The 19839-nt window shown below is 70.1% G+C and carries 19 protein-coding genes; 2 read left to right on the forward strand and 17 right to left on the reverse strand.

The features are described 5' to 3' along the window. Positions 1-8 precede the first annotated feature (8 nt). From pyk to hisI, 12 genes are all read right to left on the reverse strand, one after another. Positions 9-1505, reverse strand: coding sequence for a pyruvate kinase (gene pyk / locus ASG73_RS12860; RefSeq protein WP_055995775.1), 1497 nt, complete (start codon positions 1503-1505; stop codon positions 9-11). Between the two features lie 81 nt (positions 1506-1586). Then, positions 1587-3044: a glutamate synthase subunit beta gene (locus ASG73_RS12865; protein ID WP_055995777.1), complete on the reverse strand. Its 1458-nt coding sequence runs from the start codon at positions 3042-3044 to the stop codon at positions 1587-1589. Further along, positions 3037-7608: a glutamate synthase large subunit gene (gene gltB / locus ASG73_RS12870; RefSeq protein ID WP_055995779.1), complete on the reverse strand. Its 4572-nt coding sequence runs from the start codon at positions 7606-7608 to the stop codon at positions 3037-3039. Before gltB ends, ASG73_RS12865 begins: the two co-directional genes overlap by 8 nt. A 123-nt stretch (positions 7609-7731) precedes the next feature. After that, entirely contained in the window at positions 7732-8604 is an 873-nt protein-coding gene (gene lgt / locus ASG73_RS12875) for a prolipoprotein diacylglyceryl transferase (RefSeq protein ID WP_156466282.1), read from the reverse strand. Then, positions 8604-9404, reverse strand: a complete 801-nt coding sequence (locus ASG73_RS12880) for a DsbA family protein (RefSeq protein ID WP_055995784.1) — start codon at positions 9402-9404, stop codon at positions 8604-8606. The genes lgt and ASG73_RS12880 overlap by 1 nt, the downstream gene beginning before the upstream one ends. Continuing rightward, complete coding sequence (locus ASG73_RS12885; protein ID WP_055995786.1) at positions 9401-9883, reverse strand: DoxX family protein; 483 nt, start codon at positions 9881-9883, stop codon at positions 9401-9403. Before ASG73_RS12885 ends, ASG73_RS12880 begins: the two co-directional genes overlap by 4 nt. Beyond that, positions 9880-10677, reverse strand: a complete 798-nt coding sequence (gene trpA, locus ASG73_RS12890) for a tryptophan synthase subunit alpha (protein ID WP_055995789.1) — start codon at positions 10675-10677, stop codon at positions 9880-9882. The genes ASG73_RS12885 and trpA overlap by 4 nt, the downstream gene beginning before the upstream one ends. After that, positions 10674-11966 (reverse strand): tryptophan synthase subunit beta, encoded by a 1293-nt coding sequence (trpB, locus tag ASG73_RS12895; protein ID WP_235499450.1) that lies wholly within the window; start codon positions 11964-11966, stop codon positions 10674-10676. Before trpB ends, trpA begins: the two co-directional genes overlap by 4 nt. Next, positions 11963-12754: an indole-3-glycerol phosphate synthase TrpC gene (gene trpC / locus ASG73_RS12900; protein ID WP_055995792.1), complete on the reverse strand. Its 792-nt coding sequence runs from the start codon at positions 12752-12754 to the stop codon at positions 11963-11965. Before trpC ends, trpB begins: the two co-directional genes overlap by 4 nt. A gap of 9 nt (positions 12755-12763) precedes the next feature. After that, complete coding sequence (locus ASG73_RS12905; protein WP_055995795.1) at positions 12764-13354, reverse strand: Trp biosynthesis-associated membrane protein; 591 nt, start codon at positions 13352-13354, stop codon at positions 12764-12766. Then, complete coding sequence (locus tag ASG73_RS12910) at positions 13351-14922, reverse strand: anthranilate synthase component I (protein ID WP_055995797.1); 1572 nt, start codon at positions 14920-14922, stop codon at positions 13351-13353. The genes ASG73_RS12905 and ASG73_RS12910 overlap by 4 nt, the downstream gene beginning before the upstream one ends. Then, entirely contained in the window at positions 14919-15305 is a 387-nt protein-coding gene (gene hisI / locus ASG73_RS12915) for a phosphoribosyl-AMP cyclohydrolase (RefSeq protein WP_055995800.1), read from the reverse strand. The genes ASG73_RS12910 and hisI overlap by 4 nt, the downstream gene beginning before the upstream one ends. A 126-nt stretch (positions 15306-15431) precedes the next feature. On the opposite strand from hisI, the gene ASG73_RS12920 reads away from it, so the two are divergent. After that, entirely contained in the window at positions 15432-16070 is a 639-nt protein-coding gene (locus ASG73_RS12920; RefSeq protein ID WP_055995803.1) for a TIGR03085 family metal-binding protein, read from the forward strand. Positions 16071-16197: 127 nt separating this feature from the next. Here the strand turns inward: ASG73_RS12920 and hisF are convergent, their stop codons facing one another. After that, the gene (gene hisF, locus ASG73_RS12925; RefSeq protein ID WP_055995806.1) at positions 16198-16986 is read right to left on the reverse strand and encodes an imidazole glycerol phosphate synthase subunit HisF; all 789 of its coding nucleotides are present in this window, start codon (positions 16984-16986) and stop codon (positions 16198-16200) included. Positions 16987-17026: 40 nt separating this feature from the next. On the opposite strand from hisF, the gene ASG73_RS12930 reads away from it, so the two are divergent. Beyond that, positions 17027-17590 carry a hypothetical protein gene (locus tag ASG73_RS12930; RefSeq protein ID WP_235499451.1) on the forward strand — a complete coding sequence of 188 codons (564 nt, stop codon included), beginning with the start codon at positions 17027-17029 and terminating at the stop codon, positions 17588-17590. Here the strand turns inward: ASG73_RS12930 and ASG73_RS12935 are convergent. The 4 genes from ASG73_RS12935 to pnuC are packed head-to-tail and all read right to left on the reverse strand — an operon-like array spanning position 17577 to position 19837. Continuing rightward, a complete protein-coding gene (locus tag ASG73_RS12935) occupies positions 17577-18002 on the reverse strand; it encodes a PH domain-containing protein (protein ID WP_055995809.1) in 426 nt (141 codons plus the stop codon). The genes ASG73_RS12930 and ASG73_RS12935 overlap by 14 nt on opposite strands. Next, the gene (gene hisG / locus ASG73_RS12940) at positions 17999-18838 is read right to left on the reverse strand and encodes an ATP phosphoribosyltransferase (RefSeq protein ID WP_082567224.1); all 840 of its coding nucleotides are present in this window, start codon (positions 18836-18838) and stop codon (positions 17999-18001) included. Before hisG ends, ASG73_RS12935 begins: the two co-directional genes overlap by 4 nt. A 10-nt stretch (positions 18839-18848) precedes the next feature. After that, positions 18849-19112 (reverse strand): phosphoribosyl-ATP diphosphatase, encoded by a 264-nt coding sequence (locus ASG73_RS12945; RefSeq protein ID WP_055995812.1) that lies wholly within the window; start codon positions 19110-19112, stop codon positions 18849-18851. Between the two features lie 11 nt (positions 19113-19123). Continuing rightward, complete coding sequence (gene pnuC / locus ASG73_RS12950; protein ID WP_055995815.1) at positions 19124-19837, reverse strand: nicotinamide riboside transporter PnuC; 714 nt, start codon at positions 19835-19837, stop codon at positions 19124-19126. Positions 19838-19839: the final 2 nt, after the last annotated feature.

A 19839-nucleotide genomic window follows, 5' to 3' on the forward strand; every position in this document is an offset into this window, starting at 1 on the left:
CTTCCGACTCAGCCCATCCCGCCGGGTAGCGCGCCGGTGGTGCCGTCCGGGACATCGGAGGCACCGTCCCGGTAGGCGACGGTCGTCTTGTTCTTCGCGTCACCGATCCGGTGCACCCGCATCGCATTGGTCGAGCCGGGCACCCCGGGGGGCGAACCGGCGACGATGACCACGCGGTCTCCCTCCTCGACCCAGCCCAGCTCGAGGAGCTGCTCGTCGACCATCAGGGCGTACTGGTCGGTGTGCGTCACGGCCGGCGTCAGGAAGGTCTGCATCCCCCACACCAGCGACAGCTGGGAACGGGTGTCCTGCACCGGGGAGAACGCGAGCATGGGCAAGCCGGAGCGGACCTGGGCGAGACGACGCGCGGAGCCACCGGTCTGGGTGAAGGCGATGAGGTACTTCACGCCTAGGGCCTCCCCCGCCTCCGCGGCGGCCGCCGTGACGACCCCACCCTGGGTGGTGGGCGGACCCATGAGGTCGCGCATCCGGCTCAGGCCCTCCTCCTCGGTGGTCTCGATGATCTTGGACATCGTCTTGACCACCTCGATGGGGAACTTCCCGATCGCGGTCTCCCCCGAGAGCATGAGCGCGTCCGCGCCGTCGAGCACGGCATTGGCGGCGTCGCTGGCCTCTGCCCGGGTCGGTCGCGAGTTGTCGATCATCGACTCGAGCACCTGGGTGGCGACGATGACCGGCTTGGCCTTCTGCCGGCACATCTCGACGGCACGCTTCTGCACGATCGGGACCTGCTCGAGGGGGAGCTCCACCCCGAGGTCGCCGCGGGCGACCATGATGCCGTCGAAGGCGTCGATGATCTCCTCGAGCGCCTCGACCGCCTGGGGCTTCTCGATCTTGGCGATGACGGGCAGACGCACCCCGATCTCGTCCATGATCTCGTGCACCCGGGTGATGTCCTGCGCCGACCGGACAAAGCTCAACGCGATGTAGTCGGCACGTAGACCGAGCGCCCATCGCAGGTCCTGCTCGTCCTTGTCCGACAGTGCCGGTGCGCTCACGGCCGCGCCGGGCAGGTTGATGCCCTTGTTGTTCGAGAGCGGTCCGCCGTAGACGACGACGCACCGCACGTCGGTCTCGTCGACGTCATGCACGGCCAGGGTGATCTTGCCGTCGTCGACGAGGATCGTGTCCCCCGCGCTGACGTCACCGGCAAGGCCCGGGTAGGTCGTCCCGACGACCTGCTCGTCACCCGGGACGTCACGGGTCGTGATGGTGAAGTGGTCGCCTGCGGCCAGGACGATCGGCCCGTCGGCGAAGCGCCCGGTGCGGATCTTGGGGCCCTGCAGGTCGACGAGGACGCCCACCGCGTGGCCGGTCGCGTCGCTCGCCTCCCGGACGCTGCGGTAGTTGGCCTCGTGGACCGAGTACTCACCGTGCGAGAGGTTGAGCCGGGCGACATCCATGCCGGCGGCGACGAGCTCGCGGATGCGCTCAGGGGTGGAGGTGGAAGGGCCGAGAGTGGAGACGATCTTGGCGCGACGCATGCTGCCAGCCTATGACCATGACGAAGGGAGGGTGACCACCTGAAGCGGTCCCCCTCCCCTTCGCCGTCGTCATCCTGCCCCTCAGGCGATCAGCGGCCGGTCGTTCGGGTTGATCGGGCGCGGCAGCTGCGAGGAACCCATGAGGTAGCTGTCGACCCCGTGAGCGGCAGCGCGACCCTCCGCGATGGCCCAGACGATGAGCGACTGCCCACGGCCCGCGTCGCCGGCGACGAAGACGCCGGGGACGCCGGTCTGGTAGTCGGTGCCACGCACGACATTGGAGCGCTCGTCGGTCTCCACGCCCAGCTGGGCGACGACGCCCTCCGGCTCCGGACCGAGGAAGCCCATCGCCAGGAGCACGAGCTGGGCCGGCAGGACCCGCTCGGTGCCCTCGACCGGCCCGAAGCCGGAGTCGGTGCGCTCGACCTCGGTGAGACGCAGGCCGGAGACGGCGCCGTCCTCGTCGCCGATGATCTCGGTGGTGGAGACCGCGTAGACCCGGTCGCCGCCCTCCTCGTGGGCGGAGGCGACCCGGAAGAGCATCGGATAGGTGGGCCAGGGCTGGTTGCCCGGACGGTCCTCGCCCGGCTGCGGCATGATCTCGAGGCTCGTCACCGAGCGCGCGCCCTGCCGGATCGAGGTACCGAGGCAGTCGGCACCGGTGTCGCCACCACCGATGATGATGACGTCCTTGCCCTCTGCGGTGACCTGTCCCTCGACCTCCTCGCCGAGCGCCACCCGGTTGGCCGGAGGCAGGAAGTCCATCGCCTGGAGCACGCCGTCGAGCTCACGGCCCGGGACCGGCAGGTCGCGCGGGACGGTCGAGCCGACGGCCAGGACGACCGCGTCGTACCGGTCACGCAGCTGCTGGCCGGTGATCTCGGTGCCGATGTCGACGCCGGAGCGGAAGCGGGTGCCCTCGGCCTTCATCTGCTGGATGCGGCGGTCGACGATCCGCTTCTCCATCTTGAACTCAGGGATGCCGTACCGCAGCAGGCCGCCCGGCTTGTCGGCACGCTCGTAGACCGCGACGGTGTGACCGGCGCGGGTCAGCTGCTGCGCGGCAGCCAGACCGGCTGGCCCGGAGCCCACGACGGCCACGGTCTTGCCCGTGAGGCGGTCGGGGATCTGCGGCGGCACGTCACCACGACCGAAGGCCTCCTCGATCGTCGTCACCTCGATCTGCTTGATGGTCACGGCCGGCTGGTTGATGCCGAGCACGCACGCGGTCTCGCAGGGGGCCGGGCAGAGCCGGCCGGTGAACTCGGGGAAGTTGTTGGTCGCGTGCAGCCGCTCGATGGCGTCGTGCCAGTCGCCACGCCACGCGAGGTCGTTCCACTCGGGGATGAGGTTTCCCAGCGGGCAGCCGGAGTGGCAGAAGGGGATGCCGCAGTCCATGCAGCGGCCGGCCTGGCGCTGCAGCTGTCCTGACTGCTGCTCCTCGTAGACCTCCTTCCAGTCCTTGATGCGCACGTCGACGGGTCGACGGGCGGGCAGCTCGCGCTCGCGAGTGGTGAGAAAGCCGGTCGGGTCAGCCACGGGAAGCCTCCATGATCCGGTCCCAGACCTGCGTGCCATCAAGGTCGAGGCCCTCGGCCTCGGCAGCGGCTCGCACGTCGAGGACGCGCTGGTAGTCGCGGGGCAGGACGAGCGAGAAGCGGTCGTAGGCCGCCTCGCCCTCGTCGAGCAGCCGCTGGGCGACGGCGGAGCCGGTGTGCTCGAGGTGCTGGGTGAGCAGCTCGCGCACGACCTCGCGGTCGCCGGTGCGAAGGGGGGTGATGTCGACGAGCTCGGGGTTGACCAAGGACTCGTCGAGGTCGAGGACGAAGGCATTGCCACCGGACATCCCGGCAGCGAAGTTGCGTCCGGTGGGGCCGAGGACGAGGACCGTGCCACCGGTCATGTACTCGCACCCGTGGTCACCGACGCCTTCGACGACCGCGGAGGCGCCGGAGTTGCGCACGCAGAAGCGCTCGCCGACGACCCCGCGCAGGAAGAGCTGACCCGAGGTCGCGCCGTAGCCGATGACATTGCCGGCGATGACATTGCTCTCGGCGACGTATCGCGCGCCCTCTGGCGGACGCACGATGACGCGACCTCCGGAGAGGCCCTTGCCGACGTAGTCGTTGGCGTCACCGACCATCGTCAGGGTGATGCCCCGAGGCAGGAAGGCCCCCAGGCTCTGCCCGGCCGACCCGGTGAAGGTCAGCTCGATGGTGCCGTCCGGCAGTCCCTCGGGGTGGCGCTTGGTCACCTCGTGACCGAGCATCGTGCCGAGGGTCCGGTTGACATTGCGGACCGGGAACTCGCCGCTGACAGCGGTGCCGTCCTCGAGCGCGGGTGCAGCGAGCTCGATCAGCTGATGGTCGAGCGCGCCTTCCAGCCCGTGCTCCTGGGCCTTGGTGTGCCGCACCCCGGAGCCGTCCACGGACGCGACCTTGGCGAAGATCGGGCCGAGGTCGAGGCCCGAGGCCTTCCAGTGGTCGATGGCCTTGCGCGTGTCGAGCAGGTCGACCCGCCCGATGGCCTCCTCGAGCGTGCGGAAGCCCAGCTCGGCGAGCAGCTCGCGCACCTCCTCGGCGATGTACTCGAAGAAGGTCTCGACGAACTCCGGCTGGCCGGAGTAGCGCGCGCGCAGCTCGGGGTTCTGCGTCGCGATGCCGACGGGGCAGGTGTCGAGATGACAGACCCGCATGAGGATGCAGCCGCTGACGACGAGCGGGGCGGTCGCGAAGCCGAACTCCTCCGCGCCGAGCAGGGCGCCGATGATCACGTCACGCCCGGTCTTGATCTGACCGTCCACCTGCACGACGATCCGGTCGCGCAGGCCGTTGAGGACCAAGGTCTGCTGCGTGGAGGCCAGACCGAGCTCCCAGGGGCCGCCCGCGTGCTTGAGCGAGGTGAGCGGCGAGGCGCCGGTCCCGCCGTCGTGACCGGAGATGAGCACCACGTCGGCGTGCGCCTTGCTGACGCCGGCCGCGACCGTACCCACACCGACCTCGCTGACGAGCTTGACGTGCACGCGCGCCTGCGGGTTGGCGTTCTTGAGGTCGTGGATCAGCTGGGCCAGGTCCTCGATCGAGTAGATGTCGTGGTGGGGCGGGGGGCTGATCAGGCCCACGCCGGGCGTGGAGTGCCGGGTGCGCGCCACCCACGGGTAGACCTTGGGGCCGGGCAGCTGCCCCCCTTCGCCGGGCTTGGCACCCTGGGCCATCTTGATCTGGATGTCATCGCTGTTGGTGAGGTAGGCCGAGGTGACGCCGAAGCGACCGGAGGCGACCTGCTTGATCGAGCTGCGACGCACCGGGTCCATGAGGCGGTCGAGGTCCTCGCCGCCCTCACCGGTGTTGGAGCGGGCCCCGAGTCGGTTCATCGCCACAGCGAGGGTCTCGTGCGCCTCCTGGCTGATCGAGCCGTAGCTCATGGCGCCGGTGGAGAAGCGCTTGATGATGGCGCCGATCGGCTCCACCTCGTCGACGGGGATCGACGGCCGCTCCTCGCCGTCGGCGAGGGCGAAGAGGCCGCGGAGGGTCATCAGGCGCTCCGACTGCTCGTTGACCCGGGCCGTGTACTGCTTGAAGATGTCGTACCGGCGCGCCCGCGTGGAGTGCTGGAGCCGGAAGACGGTATCGGGGTCGAAGAGGTGCGGCTCGCCCTCTCGACGCCACTTGTACTCGCCGCCGACCTCGAGCTTGCGGTGCGGCGGGCGCATCCCCTCGGGCGGGTAGGCCGTGGCGTGACGGGCCGTTGCCTCGGCGGCGATGACGTCGAGACCGACCCCACCGAGCTGGCTCACGGTGCCGGTGAAGTACTCGTCGACGAGCTCCTGGGACAGGCCGAGCGCCTCGAAGACCTGGGCGCCACGGTATGAGGCGACGGTCGAGATGCCCATCTTCGACATCACCTTCAGCACCCCCTTGCCGAGGGCCTTGATCAGGTTGCGGACCGCGGTCTCCTCGTCGACCGTGGTGATGACCTCACGTCGGACCATGTCCTCGACGGACTCCATCGCGAGGTACGGGTTGACCGCCGCCGCGCCGTAGCCGATGAGCAGCGCGATGTGGTGGACCTCGCGGACGTCACCGGCCTCGACGATCAGGCCGACCTGGGTGCGGGTCTTCTCGCGGATGAGGTGGTGGTGCACGGCGGAGGTGAGCAGGAGCGACGGGATCGGCGCCAGGTCCCGTCCGGAGTCGCGGTCGGACAGCACGATGTAGCGCGCTCCACGCGCGATCGCCTCGGAGACCTCGGAGCAGATCCGGGTGAGCTCTGCGCGCAGCCCCTCCTCACCGGCCAAGACGTCGAAGAGACCGCGCACGACGTGGCTGGCGCGTCCCGCGTGGTCGCGGTCGGCGTCGATGTGGACGATCTTGGCCAGCTCGTCGTTGTCGATGACCGGGAAGGGCAGGACGACCTGGCGGGCGTGCTGCGGATCGGCCGTGAGCATGTTGCCCTCAGGACCGATGGCGGTGCCCAGGGCGGTGACCAGCTCCTCGCGGATGGAGTCCAGCGGCGGGTTGGTGACCTGGGCGAAGACCTGGGTGAAGTAGTCGAAGACCAGCCGCGGCTTCTGCGACAGGACGGCCACCGGGGTGTCGGTGCCCATCGACCCGAGGGCCTCCATGCCCGTGCTCGCCATCGGCGTCAGCAGGATCTTCAGCTCCTCCTGCGTGTAGCCGAAGGTCTGCTGGCGTCGGGCGACGGAGGCCGGGGTGTGCAGGATGTGCTCGCGCGGCGGGAGGTCACCGAGCATGATGCGACCGTCGTCGAGCCACTCCCCGTAGGGGTGCTCCCCCGCCAGCTGGCCCTTGATCTCGTCGTCCTCGACGATCCGGCCCTCTGCGGTGTCGACGAGGAACATCCGGCCCGGCATGAGCCGACCCTTCTGGACCACGTGCTCGGGATCGAGGTCCAGGACCCCTGACTCGGAGGCGAGCACGACGAGTCCGTCATCGGTGACCCAGTAGCGACCCGGTCGCAGGCCGTTGCGGTCCAGGACTGCACCGGCGTAGCGGCCGTCGGTGAAGGTGACGCACGCGGGCCCGTCCCACGGCTCCATGAACATCGAGTGGAACTCGTAGAAGTCCTTGAGCTCCTGGGGCATCGTCGCGTGGTTCTCCCACGCCTCGGGGATCATCATCAGCACCGAGTGAGGAAGGGAGCGACCGCCCAGGTGGAGCAGCTCCAGGACCTCGTCGAAGGACGCGGAGTCGGAGGCCTCGGGTGCGCAGATCGGCATGATCCGCTGCAGGTCGCCCGGGATGATGTCGCTGGAGAGCAGCGACTCCCGCGCCCGCATCCAGTTGCGGTTGCCCTTGACCGTGTTGATCTCGCCGTTGTGGGCGATGAACCGGAAGGGGTGGCTGAGCGGCCAGCTCGGGAAGGTGTTGGTCGAGAAGCGCGAGTGGACCAGGGCCAGCTCGCTCTCGAAGCGCTCGTCGGACAGGTCGGGGTAGAAGGGCTCGAGCTGCGCCGTCGTGAGCATGCCCTTGTAGACGATGGTGCGAGCGGACAACGAGGCGAGGTAGACCCCGGTCTCACGCTCGGCGCGCTTGCGGGTGACGAAGGCCAACCGCTCCAGGGTCAGGCCGGACACCTCGCCACCGGGTGCTGCGACGAAGAGCTGCCAGAAGTCAGGCATGCAGTCGCGGGCCATCTGACCGACGATGTCGCGCTGGACGGGGACCTGTCGCCAACCGAGGACCCGTAGGCCCTCCTCCTTGGCGATCGCCTCGATGCGCTGGGTCATCGCCTCGCGCTCGGCGGCATCGGTCGGCACATAGGCCGTCCCGACGGCGTAGTGACCGGCCTCGGGCAACGCGAAGTCGACGACCTCGCGGAAGAACCGGTCAGGAACCTGCGACAAGATGCCCGCGCCATCACCGACGAGCGGGTCGGCGCCGGTGGCACCACGGTGCTCGAGGTTGGTCAGTGCCAGCAGCGCGTGCTCGACGATGTCGTGCCCCGCGTGCCCACGCATGGTGGCGACCATGGCCACACCGCAGGCGTCCTTCTCCGCGTCACGCCGGTACAGACCGGTGTCAGGGGGAAGTGCCGACCAGCGCTCATATGGGGAGAAGGACTTTGGGGTCACGTCGGTCACCGTCCTCGGTGTGTGGGATCGAGAAGACGCCCGGCGTTCGAGTGGCGAACGACGGGCGCGCTTCGTCAGGGATGGGCGCGGACGTCGACGGCCGCGGTGCGCTGAGTGTACAGCTTTTTTGTCTTACCTAGTGAGAGTTGATGTCTCACTAGGTGAGATACTCGACTCATCGGGCTCCTCGGCCCTGCGACCGAGGAGGGTGTAGAGAACCACACCGAGGACGAAGACGAGGATGCTCGTCCAGATGTTGACCCGCAGACCGAGGATCGTGTTGGCCGCGTCCGTGCGGATCATCTCGATGAAGAGCCGCCCGACGGGGTAGCCACCGATGTAGAGGGCCATCACCTGCCCGGGCGCGAAGCGGACGCGCCGGTCGAGGACGAGCAGGAGCACGGCGAGCCCGAGAAGGAAGAGCGACTCGTAGAGGAAGGTCGGGTGGAAGGTCCCGAGCACCACGGGTTGGCCGGCGCCGTCGACCACAGCCCGGCCCGTGCTGCTGTCCCACCGGTGGATCTCCAGAGCCCACGGCAGGTCGGTGCGGGGACCGTAGATCTCGTTGTTGAACCAGTTGCCCCAGCGGCCGACGGCCTGGGCGACGAGGATGCCCGGCACGGCGGCGTCGGCGAAGGTGAGGAATCGCACCCCCTCCTTGCGGCAGCCGATCCAGGCACCCACGGCACCCAGGGCGACGGCGCCCCAGATGCCAAGGCCCCCTTGCCAGATCTTCAGCGCGTCGATGGGGTGTCCACCGTCGCCGAAGTACGGCTGGGGCGTGGTGATGACGTGGTAGAGCCGACCGCCGATGATCCCGAAGGGCACCGCCCACATGGCGATGTCCAGGACCACGCCCGGCTCTCCCCCGCGGTCTTGCAGGCGCCGGTCGCCCATCCAGACGGCGATGAAGATCCCCGCGAGGATGCACAGGGCGTAGCCGTGGATGGTCAACGGACCGAGGTCGATGACCCCGACGGTGGGCGAAGGGAGCGCTGTCGGCATCACGGCTTCTGCACCAGGTCAGCGGGGACCGAGCCGGAGGTGAGGACCTCGGTCAGCGTGGCGGTGTCGGCCCGCCGTGTGTTCTGGTCGATCAGGGCGCCCCAGCTCAGCTTGGTGCCGGCGACCTCGATGACGGGGGTGCCGGTGATGCCCTGCTTGACCGTCTCGTCGTCGACGCTCTTGACGTAGTCGACGTAGGTGCCCTGGTCGGTGCACTTCTGCCAGGCGGCGAGGCGCTCACCGGACAGCCCGGCGCCCTTGGCCGCCTTGGTGTAGTCGGACGAGGGGAAACCGGCGCTCGTCTCCTGCGCGGGCTGGAGCGCGAAGAGTGCCGTGTGGTACTTCTCCCAGACGCCCTGGTCGGCCGCACAGACCGCGCTCGCCCCGGCCACGGCGGAGGAGTCGCCACCGGTGTTGCTGTCGATCACGGTCTTGAGGTGGACCCGCAGCCGGATCGTGCCGTCCTTGGCCAGCTCGTTGATCGTGCTGCCCATCGACTGCTCGAAGACCTGGCAGATGGGGCAGCGGAAGTCCTCGTAGACGTCCACGACGGGCGCGTCCTCGGCCGGCTTCGCGGAGGCGAAGGGCTCGATCGGCTGGCCCTTGGTCACGCCGTCGGGCAGCTGGCTCGCGCCACCGGCGCTGCTCCCGGTGTCCTGGCTGGCCCACACGACGCCGCCGATGATCAGCGCCATCGCCAGGACGACGACGATGCCGGCGACGACGATGACATTGGCGCCACCGCTCGCTGCCGCCTGGCCGGCAGCCCGTGCCTTGGCCTTGCGGTCGTTGGTGGTCATGCTGACTCCTTGTGGGCGCCGAAGAGGGCCCGGTCGAGGCTCAGGGTGGAGGCGGGACGGACGACGAGCCACGCGCCGCACAGGGCGAGCCCGAGGTCACGGGCGATCTCACGGCCGTACTCGGTCTGGTCGGACGCGACCTGCCCGCCGCCGCCGAAGCAGCCGCAGTCGATGCTCAGACCGCGCGCCCACGCCTGGGCGATACCCACGACGAAGGCGGCCATCAGCACGGCCCCGACGACCGCCGAGACGCGGGTGAAGAGGCCGATGACGAGCAGCACCCCGACGACGATCTCGACCCACGGCAGGGCATAACCGATCCAGCGGGCCAGCTCGAAGGGCATCACGTCGTAGGCCTGGACCGCCCGGGCGGCACCCAGAGGGTTGCCCACCTTGAGCACGCCGGCCACGACGAGGACGCCACCGAGGACCAGCCGGGCGACGAGTCCGACGTGGTCACGCAGACGGCCAGCGCTCACGCGCGTCCCCGGACACCCTCGGCGAGCTCTGCGGTCAGCTCGCGCAGAGCGGCCAGACCTTCGTCCCGACCGCGGTCGAGCAGCGTGCTCACGAGGGCGGATCCGACGATGACGCCGTCGGCGAAGGAGGCTACCTCGGCCGCCTGCGCGCCGTTGCTCACGCCCAGCCCCACGCACAGCGGCAGGTCGGTCGCCTCACGCAGCCGCGCCACGAGCTCGGAAGCGCCGCTGCCGACGCTGCCGCGGGTGCCGGTGATGCCCATCGTGGAGGCGGTGTAGACGAAGCCGCTGGATGCGCCGGTGACCACCGATATGCGCTCGGCCGTGGAGCTGGGTGCGACGAGGAAGATCCGATCCAGGCCATGGCGTTCGCTGGCCTCGTGCCACTCCCCTGCTTCCTCCGGGATCAGGTCCGGCGTGATCATGCCGACCCCACCCGACGCGGCCAGATCAGCCGCATAGCGATCGACGCCGCGTCGCAGGACGAGGTTCCAGTAGGACATGACCACGGGGACGGCACCGGCGTCTCGGACCGCGGCGGTCGCGCGGAAGACATCGTCGACGTGCACCCCCTTCGCCAGCGCCTCGGTCGCGGCCCGCTGGATGACGGGACCGTCCATGACGGGGTCGCTGTAGGGCATGCCGACCTCGACGATGTCGGCGCCGGCCTCGGCCAGCGCGGTCATCGCGGCGAGCGAGCCCTCGACGTCGGGGTAGCCGACGGGCAGGTAGCCGATGAGGGCGGCGCGGCCCTCGGCCTTGCAACGGGCGAAGACCTCGCTGAGCGCACTCATGCCTGGCCGTCCTTGTCGACGAGGCCGAACCACTCGGCCGCGGTGTGCATGTCCTTGTCACCGCGCCCCGAGAGGTTGACCAGGAGCAGAGCGTCCGGGCCGAGCTCCTTGCCCACGTCGAGCGTCGCAGCGAGTGCGTGTGCGGACTCGAGCGCCGGGATGATGCCCTCGGTGCGGCACAGCAGCTGGAAGGCGTGCATCACCTGATCGTCTGTCGCATAGCGGTACTCGGCTCTCCCGCTGTCGCGCAGGAACGAGTGCTCGGGCCCGACGCTGGGGTAGTCCAGCCCCGCCGAGATGGAGTGCGTCTCCAGCGTCTGCCCCTGGTCGTCCTGCATGAGATAGCTCATCGCCCCGTGCAGCACCCCGGGCTCCGCGGTCGCGAAGCGAGCCGCGTGCCGGCCGGTGTCGATGCCGTCGCCGCCGGCCTCGACACCGATCAGGCGCACACCTTGATCAGTGACGAAGCGGTGGAAGATCCCCATGGCGTTGGAACCGCCACCGACACAGGCGATCACCGCGTCGGGCAGGCGGCCGGTCAGCTCGAGGACCTGACCACGAGCCTCCTCGCCGATGATCTTGTGGAAGTCGCGGACCATCTCTGGGAAGGGGTGGGGCCCGGTGACCGTACCGAGGACGTAGTGCGTGTGGTCGACATTGGTCACCCAGTCGCGCATGGCCTCGTTGATGGCGTCCTTGAGCGTCGCGCTGCCGTGCTCGACGGCGACGACGGTGGCGCCGAGGATCTTCATCCTCGCGACATTGAGGGCCTGCCGCTCGGTGTCGACCTTGCCCATGTAGATCGTGCACTCCAGCCCCATCAGGGCGGCTGCCGTGGCGGTGGCCACGCCGTGCTGACCGGCCCCGGTCTCGGCGATGACTCGCCGCTTGCCCATGCGCTTGGTGAGCAGCGTCTGGGCGAGGACGTTGTTGATCTTGTGGCTGCCCGTGTGGTTGAGGTCCTCACGCTTGAGGATGATCCGGGCGCCCCCGGCGTGCTCGGCGAACCGCGGGACCTCGGTGATGATGCTCGGGCGGCCGGTGTAGGTGCGGTGGAGGGTGGCCAGCTCGTCGATGAACTCGGGGTCGACCAGCGCCTTCTGCCGCGCCTCGTCGAGCTCCTCGAGCGCCGGGATGAGGGCCTCGGGGACGTACCGTCCGCCGAAGGCGCCGAAGCGTCCCGGCACGTGGACCTGTGCCGGGACGGACTCTGCCTGCTCGGTCCCTGCCTGCTCGGTCCCTGCCTGCTCGGTCCCTGGCTGCTCGGTGGTCATCTCGTCCTCACTCATGCGTGGGTGGCCGCTTCGATCATGGACCGGACTGCGGTGGCTGGGTCGCCGCCGATCACGAGAGCCTCGCCGACGAGGATCGCATCGGCGCCGGCCCGGGCGAAGAGCGCTGCCTCCTCCGGCCCACGAACGCCGGACTCGGCGACGCGAACGCACGATGCGGGCACCAGCGGAGCCAGCCGGGCGAAGGTGTCGGTATCGACCGTCAGTGTCTTGAGGTTGCGGTTGTTGACCCCGATGACGGTGGCGCCCAGGTCGACGGCGCGGGCGGCCTCGGCCTCGTCGTGGACCTCGACGAGGCAGGTCATCCCGAGCGAACCGGCGAGCGCCATGAGGTCGGCCAGCCGACGGTCGTCCAGTGCCGCGACGATGAGCAGGATGATGTCCGCGCCGTGGGCACGGGCCTCCCACACCTGGTACTCGCTGACCATGAAGTCCTTGCGCAGGACCGGCACGTCGACCGCGGCACGGACCGCGTCAAGGTCCTCGAGGCTGCCGCCGAAGCGTCGCTTCTCGGTGAGGACGGAGATGGCACTGGCTCCCCCGGCCTCGTAGGCGCCGGCGAGCGCGGCAGGGTCGGCGATGTCGGCAAGGGCGCCCTTGCTCGGGCTGGCGCGCTTGACCTCGGCGATGACGGAGAGTCCGGGCCGGCGCAGCAGCGCCTCGGCGTCCCGCGGGGCGGGCATCCCGTCGCACAGCCGCTGCAGGCGCTCGAGCGAGGTGTGAGCCTCGCGTCCGGCGAGGTCTTCACGGACCCCTTCGATGATCTGGTCGAGGACGCTGGGCATGCCGACAGGCTAGTCGACGCTCGGGTCGTCCCCGAGAGTGACCCGGTCCCAGTCGGAGTCCACGCGTTCGCCGCGCTGCCCGCTCACCGAACCTGCGTCAGGATCCGTGACCGGGCGCTCGTACTTGCGGCCCAGACCACCCCACCGGCGACCACCCACGAGGCCCCCGACGAGGGCGAGCAGCAGGATGAGTGCGGCGATGATCGCGATCCACGGCCAGGTCGTCGCCGACCCGGTGGCCTCGAGCGTCGCCGTCCCGCCGGAGTGGGTCGCCGCCGCCGTGCCGAGCACGTGCGGCGCGTCGACGATGGTGCGGATCGACAGGGCGGCCACCCCGACGGCGACGAGCCCCAGGATCGTCAGGGAGATCCAGCGCGCCACGCGACCGGAGGTGGTCGCCGCGATCGCCGCAGCCATCGCCACGAGCGCGAGGCCGGCCAGACCCGGAGCGGCCTCGGTGCCGAGTGCAGAGTCGCGCACCGGTCCGGCCACCCCGTCGACGGTGCCCGTGATCCACTCGGCACGGCCCGCGGCGAGCAGGATGATGCCGCCAGCGATCGCCAGCAGAACGACGACGGCCTTGCGGCCCAGCAGCCTCACCGGACGCCTCCGACCGGGCGGATCGCTCGGGCGGACGCGACGGCGGCCAGGGCGCTACCGGCCTTGTGCACGGTCTCCTCCTGCTCGAGGCTCGGCACGGAGTCGGCAACGATGCCGGCCCCGGCCTGCACGTGCGCGACGCCGTCCTTGATCAGGGCCGTGCGGATGGCGATGGCCATGTCCATGTCGCCGTGGAAGTCGAGGTAGCCCACGACTCCCCCGTAGATGCCGCGACGACTGCGCTCGTACTGCTCGATGAGCTGCAGGGCCCGTGGCTTCGGTGCTCCCGAGAGGGTGCCCGCCGGGAAGGTGGCCACGAGGACGTCGAAGGCGTCGACCCCCTTCGCCATCTCCCCGACGACGGTCGACTCGAGGTGGATGACATGACTGTAGCGACGCAGGTTCATGAACTCGACGCAGTCGACCGTGCCGGCCGTGCAGACCCGCTGGAGGTCGTTGCGACCGAGGTCGACGAGCATGACGTGCTCGGAGCGCTCCTTGGGGTCCCCGATGAGGTCCTCCTCGAGCTGCAGGTCGTGCTCCGGGGACTTGCCGCGCGGACGAGTACCGGCGATCGGGTGGGTGATGGCCCGCCGGCCGGTGACCTTGACGAGCGCCTCGGGTGAGGAGCCGACGACCTCGTAGACCGAGCCGTCGGGGTGCGGCAGGCGGACGAAGTACATGTAGGGGCTGGGGTTGCTGCGGCGCAGGGCGCGGTAGACCTCCAGGGCATCGACCGGGCAGGGCGTGGAGAAGCGCTGGGACAGCACGACCTGGAAGACCTCGCCCGCGCGGATGTCCTCCTTTGCCTGCTCGACGATCTCCTCGAAGCGCTCGACGCTCACATCGCTGGTCACCTCGGTGCGTGCGGCAGCGGCCAGGTCGGGATCGATGGTCGCCACGGTGCTGGGCGCCGGGGCGGCGAGCCGCTCGGTCATCGCGTCAAGACGCTCGACCGCGTCCTGCCATGCCTCCTCGACCCGCTCGTCGGTGTCGTCGTAGTTGACGACATTGGCCACGAGCAGGAGCGAGCCGTCGCTGTGGTCGAGGACCGCGACGTCGGTGGCCAGCACCATGCCCAGCTCGGGCACACCCAGGACGTCCGGGAGCACGGACGGCACCTTCTCCCAGCGGCGGACGGCGTCGTAGGAGATGGCGCCCACCATCCCACCGGTCAGCGGCGGCAACCCATCGATCGGGTCGGTGGACAAGGCCTCGATGGTGGCGCGAAGGGCGGCGGTCGGGTCGCCGTCGGTGGGCACCCCGACCGGCGGCTCACCGATCCAGTGGGCCTGCCCGTCGAGCTCGGTGAGCGTCGCGCGGCTCTGCGCACCGATGATCGACCACCGCGACCAGACCCCGCCGTGCTCGGCAGACTCCAGCAGGAAGGTTCCCGGTGCGTCGCCAGCGAGCTTGCGGTACACCCCGACGGGCGTCTCGCCGTCGGCCACGAGACGGCGCACCACGGGCACCACCCGGCGATCGCGCGCGAGCACCTGGAAGGTGTCGAGGTCGGGCCAGGTGCGGCCGGGGGTCAGGTCGGGCACTGCGGTCTGCGCCTCGGTCATCGCGGCTCCCCCACGACAGCGCCGAGGTCACCCCCGGCGTCGAAGCAGGTGCGCTCCCCGGTGTGGCAGGCAGCACCCACCTGGTCGACCCGCACGAGCAGGGCGTCACCGTCGCAGTCGACCGCGACGGAGCGCACGTGCTGGACGTGTCCGGACGTGTCCCCCTTGCGCCAGTACTCCTCACGGCTGCGGGACCAGAAGGTCACCCGCCCGCTGGTCAGCGTGCGGTGCACGGCCTCGTCGTCCATCCAGCCGAGCATGAGCACCTCGCCGGTGTCGTGCTGCTGGACGATTGCGGCGACGAGGCCCGCGGCGTCGCGGCGCAGCCGGGTCGCGAGCTGCTCGGGCAGGGGCGAGGACGAAGGGGTGGACACCCTTCGCATTCTGGCACTTCCACCTGTGACGACCACGAACCGCCCACGCGATCACCCGTCAGGTCATCGCCCTTCGCGTCCGTGCGGGGTTACGCTGCACAGTCAGTCAGCAACTTCTCTCCTCCCGGAGGCCCGATGATCCGCCACGCCCGCGCCGAGCGCGCTGCCCTGTGCGACACCCTGCTGCAGGTGGGGCCCGACGCACCCACCCTGTGTGGGGACTGGACCACCGGGGACCTCCTGGCGCACCTCATCGTGCGGGAGGGCCGCCCGGACCAGGCCGCTGGGATCCTCGCCGCGCCGCTCGCGGGACGGACCGAGGCCGCGATGGCCGCGCTGCTGCGGGACAACGACTTCGAGACGCTCGTGGAGCGGCTTCGCAAGGGCCCGCCGCGCTGGCACCCGATGAGCCTCCCCCCGGTCGACGAGCAGGCCAACCTCGTCGAGATGTTCGTCCACCACGAGGACATCCTGAGGGCCGGCCTCGGTGCGCCGCGTCGTGCGCTGGACCCTGCGATGATCTCGGCGCTCGGCGACCGGCTCGCGGTCATGGCCAAGATGCTCTTCCGCAAGACCGCGGGCGCCGACCTCGAGATCGTCACGGCCAAGCGGCGCACGCGGATCGGCTCGGGCAAGGGACCCGTCGTGGAGATCCACGGTCGGCCGGGCGAGATCATCCTCTTCGGCTTCGGTCGCCAGGCCGTGGCCGAGGTCGAGCTCCTCGGGCCCCCTGAGACCGTCGAGATCGTGCGCACCACCCCCTACGGCATCTGACCCGCCGGCGAGCCGCACCGGCGCCACCCAAGATCTGCATTGCCCTATGGCAATGCAACCTCCTGGGTGCCTGATCTGCATTGCCCTATGGCAATGCAGATCTGCGTGGAGGGACGAAGGGGGAGCGTCAGGTGGCGCGGCCGCGGCGCACGGGGTGACCCGTGGCGGCCAGCGCGTCCTTGACCGCACCGATCGAGACCTCGCCGAAGTGGAAGATGCTCGCGGCGAGGACCGCGTCCGCACCTGCCTCGACGGCCGGCGGCATGTGCGCCGCAGAGCCGGCCCCGCCGCTCGCGATGACCGGGATGCTCACCTCGGCGCGCACCGCACGGATGAGCTCGAGGTCGAAGCCGGCCTTGGTCCCGTCGGCGTCCATGGAGTTGAGCAGGATCTCCCCGGCCCCCAGCTGCGCCGCCCGCGCGCACCACTCGATCGCATCGATGCCGGTGCGGGTGCGACCCCCGTGCGTGGTGACCTCGAACCCACCTGAGAGCGAGCCGTCGTCGGTGGTGCGACGCCGCACATCGGCCGAGAGCACGAGGACCTGGGCGCCGAAGCGGTCGGCCACCTCGCTGATCAGCTCCGGCCGGTTGATCGCGGCCGTGTTGACCCCGACCTTGTCCGCGCCGCAGCGCAGCAGTCGATCGACGTCCTCGACGGTGCGCACGCCCCCACCCACCGTGAGGGGGATGAAGACCTCCTCGGCAGTGCGGGTCACGACGTCATAGGTGGTCGCTCGGTCGGAGCTGCTCGCGGTGACGTCGAGGAAGGTCAGCTCGTCGGCACCCTCCCGGCCGTACCGTCGGGCAAGCTCGACCGGGTCACCGGCGTCGCGCAGGTTCTCGAAGTTGACGCCCTTGACGACCCGTCCGGCGTCGACGTCGAGGCAGGGGATGACACGCACGGCGAGAGACACGAGGGCAGCCTACCGAGCCGGACGGATACGCTTCGGCGCGATGTCGTCCCTCGAGCAGGTCCTGGCCCACGCCGACTCCGTCCCCCCGTCGTGCGGAGCGGTGCGCATCATCGCGCTCGACGGGCGCAGCGGCTCCGGCAAGACCTCGCTGGCCGGTGCCGTCGCCCGGGCATGGGACGCCCCCGTGGTGTCGATGGACTCGATCTACCCGGGCTGGTCGGGTCTGGCTGCAGCACCTCCCCTGCTCGTCACACACGTCCTGCATCCGCTCGCCCGCGGCGAGCAGCCGGTGGTCCCCACGTGGGACTGGCTCGCGGACCGCCCGGGCCCACTCCTGTCCATCACGGTCGGTGAGCGGCTCGTCGTCGAGGGGTGCGGCTCGAGCGTCGGCGAAGCGTCAGCGCTGGAGGGCACGAGGATATGGCTCGACGGACCCGCCGAGCTGCGTCGTCAACGCGCCATCGACCGCGACGGCCCGCTCTTCGAGGAGCACTGGGAGATGTGGGCGCAGCAGGAGGCCGCGCTCTTCGCCGCCGACCGCACTCGCGAGCGGGCCCACCTCGCCATCGAGATGTCTTCGGACACAGGTCCTAGCGGCCGATGAGATCGGCGAGGCGCTGCGCCTCGTCGACGGACCCCGGACCATCGGATCGTTGGATCGCCATGACGGCGATGTCCATGCCGTCCGCCAGGTCGAGCCGGGGCCAGGGCATGCCCTCGGAGAAGCGCACAGCCGTGATCTCCTCCCAGGGGACGAGCTCGCCCGGTCCGAGGTTGCGCACCCACAGCCCCTCGGCCGTGGGCCGCGCGTGGATCGTGGCGTAGCGGGTCATGAAGGCGGCGACGCCAGCACCGATCAGGACGGACGTGACGCGATCCATGACGCCGAAGCGCTCGGGCAGCGCGATGGCCAGTCCGACCGAGCCCACGAGGATCGCCACCCCGAGGACGGTCGAGACGACTCGCCCTCGGACGGGCCGGAAGGTGGCGGCGCCCGCCCTGTCGGGCAGGGTCATAGTCGGCAGGCCGAGATCTCGGTGACGAGGATGGCCCGGGCGCCGAGGTCGTAGAGCTCGTCCATGATCCGGTTGGTCCGTCCGCGCGGGACCATCGAGCGCACAGCGCACCAGCGCTCGTCGTGCAGGGTGCTCACCGTCGGTGACTCGAGTCCCGGCGTGAGCTGCACGGCCTGCTCCACGAGCTCGGCGGGGCAGTCGTAGTCGAGGAGCACGTACTCGCGGGCGGTGACGACGCCCTTGATGCGGCGGTGGAGCACGTCGATGCCGCTCTCGCTGGCGTCGCTGCGGCGGATGAGCACTGCCTCGCTGCGCAGGATCGGCTCGCCGAAGACCTCCAGGCCCTGCTGCCGCAAGGTGGTGCCCGTCTCGACGACATCCGCGATGGCGTCCGCGACGCCGAGCGTGATGGCGGTCTCGACAGCTCCGTCCAGACGCACGACCTCCGCGGTGACCCCCTTCGCCGCCAGGTGGTCACGCACGAGGCCGGAGTAGGAGGTCGCCACCCGTCGCCCGTCGAGGTCGGCTGCGCTGGTCGCCTCACCGGGACGGCCGGCGAAGCGGAAGGTCGATCCACCGAAGCCCAGCCCCATGACCTCGGTGGCGGTGGACCCGGAGTCCAGCAGCAGGTCGCGGCCGGTGATGCCGGCGTCGACCTGGCCCTTGCCGACGTACAGCGCGACGTCACGGGGACGCAGGTAGAAGAACTCGACGTCGTTGTCGGGGTCGGCGACGATCAGCTCCTTGCTGTCGCGGCGGACCCGGTAGCCCGACTCGCGGAGCATCTCGACGGCGGGCTCGGACAGCGAGCCCTTGTTGGGAACGGCAATGCGCACGGCGGTCCTCTCAGAGGTGGGTGTAGACGTCCTCGACGGTGAGTCCACCGTCGATCATCAGCACCTGCAGGTGGTAGAGCAGCTGGCTGATCTCCTCGGCCAGCTCCTCCTTGCTCTCGTACTCCGCCGCCATCCAGACCTCGGCGGCCTCCTCCACGATCTTCTTGCCGATGGCATGGGTCCCGGCGTCCAACTGCGCCACGGTGCCCGACCCCTCGGGCCGCTCGGCGGCCTTGCGGGAGAGTTCGTCGAAGAGGGTCTCGAAGGTCTTCACGGGAGTTCAGCCTAGTTTGCCGGGGCCGGTGCGCTGTCCACGGGTTCACGGTCCGGACTCTCGGTGCGCGAGGCGCGCAGCCAGACGAAGAAGCCGTAGAGGACGAAGCCGGCATAGACGGCGTACAGGACCGCGGTCGGCAGGTAGTCGCTGTGCCACAGCAGGGGCACGCCGACGAGGTCGACCCCGATCCAGATGAGCCAGAACTCGTTCCACCCCCGGGCCATGGCGTAGGTCGCGAGCAGCGATCCCATGAAGATCCAGGCGTCAGCGACGTGGTACCACCTCGGGGCCGGCCAGCCAGCGCCCAGCATCGAGAAGACCTGCTGCACGACCACGACCCCGATGACCATCGTCACCGCAAGGCCGACGCGCTCGGCCACGGTCGCCCAGCGAGGGGTGATCGCGTGCGCCTGACCCGAGTGGTTGGCCTGCTTGACCTGCCGCCAACGCCACCAGCCGTAGAGCGAGGTGATGATGAAGAAGATCTGCCGGGCGGACTGCCCGAAGAGGGGCGCCTTGTCATCGACGCCCATCGTCACTCCGATGTAGACGAAGAAGAGGATCGCGTTGCCCACGATCCCGATGGGCCAGGCCCACACCTTGCGCAGCATCCCGCCGACGGCCGAGGCGAGACCGAAGGAGATCCCGATGACCTCCATGAGCGAGAGGCGGTAGCCAGCGATGTCGACGCCGGCCGAGTAGATCCATTCGATGATGGACATGC

Origin of the sequence: Janibacter sp. Soil728 (assembly GCF_001428305.1) — a bacterium.
Lineage (GTDB): Bacteria > Actinomycetota > Actinomycetes > Actinomycetales > Dermatophilaceae > Janibacter.

Bases quoted from the DNA above. Each gene is read 5' to 3' on its own strand.
- ASG73_RS12880 (WP_055995784.1), bottom strand. From the start codon at position 9,404: ATGACCACCAACGACCGCAAGGCCAAGGCACGGGCTGCCGGCCAGGCG.
- ASG73_RS12935 (WP_055995809.1), bottom strand. From the start codon at position 18,002: ATGACCCTGCCCGACAGGGCGGGCGCCGCCACCTTCCGGCCCGTCCGA.
- pnuC (WP_055995815.1), bottom strand. From the start codon at position 19,837: ATGTCCATCATCGAATGGATCTACTCGGCCGGCGTCGACATCGCTGGC.
- trpA (WP_055995789.1), bottom strand. From the start codon at position 10,677: ATGAGTGCGCTCAGCGAGGTCTTCGCCCGTTGCAAGGCCGAGGGCCGC.
- hisI (WP_055995800.1), bottom strand. From the start codon at position 15,305: ATGCGAAGGGTGTCCACCCCTTCGTCCTCGCCCCTGCCCGAGCAGCTC.
- lgt (WP_156466282.1), bottom strand. From the start codon at position 8,604: ATGCCGACAGCGCTCCCTTCGCCCACCGTCGGGGTCATCGACCTCGGT.
- ASG73_RS12930 (WP_235499451.1), top strand. From the start codon at position 17,027: ATGTCGTCCCTCGAGCAGGTCCTGGCCCACGCCGACTCCGTCCCCCCG.
- trpC (WP_055995792.1), bottom strand. From the start codon at position 12,754: ATGCCCAGCGTCCTCGACCAGATCATCGAAGGGGTCCGTGAAGACCTC.
- trpB (WP_235499450.1), bottom strand. From the start codon at position 11,966: ATGAGTGAGGACGAGATGACCACCGAGCAGCCAGGGACCGAGCAGGCA.
- pyk (WP_055995775.1), bottom strand. From the start codon at position 1,505: ATGCGTCGCGCCAAGATCGTCTCCACTCTCGGCCCTTCCACCTCCACC.
- ASG73_RS12920 (WP_055995803.1), top strand. From the start codon at position 15,432: ATGATCCGCCACGCCCGCGCCGAGCGCGCTGCCCTGTGCGACACCCTG.
- ASG73_RS12910 (WP_055995797.1), bottom strand. From the start codon at position 14,922: ATGACCGAGGCGCAGACCGCAGTGCCCGACCTGACCCCCGGCCGCACC.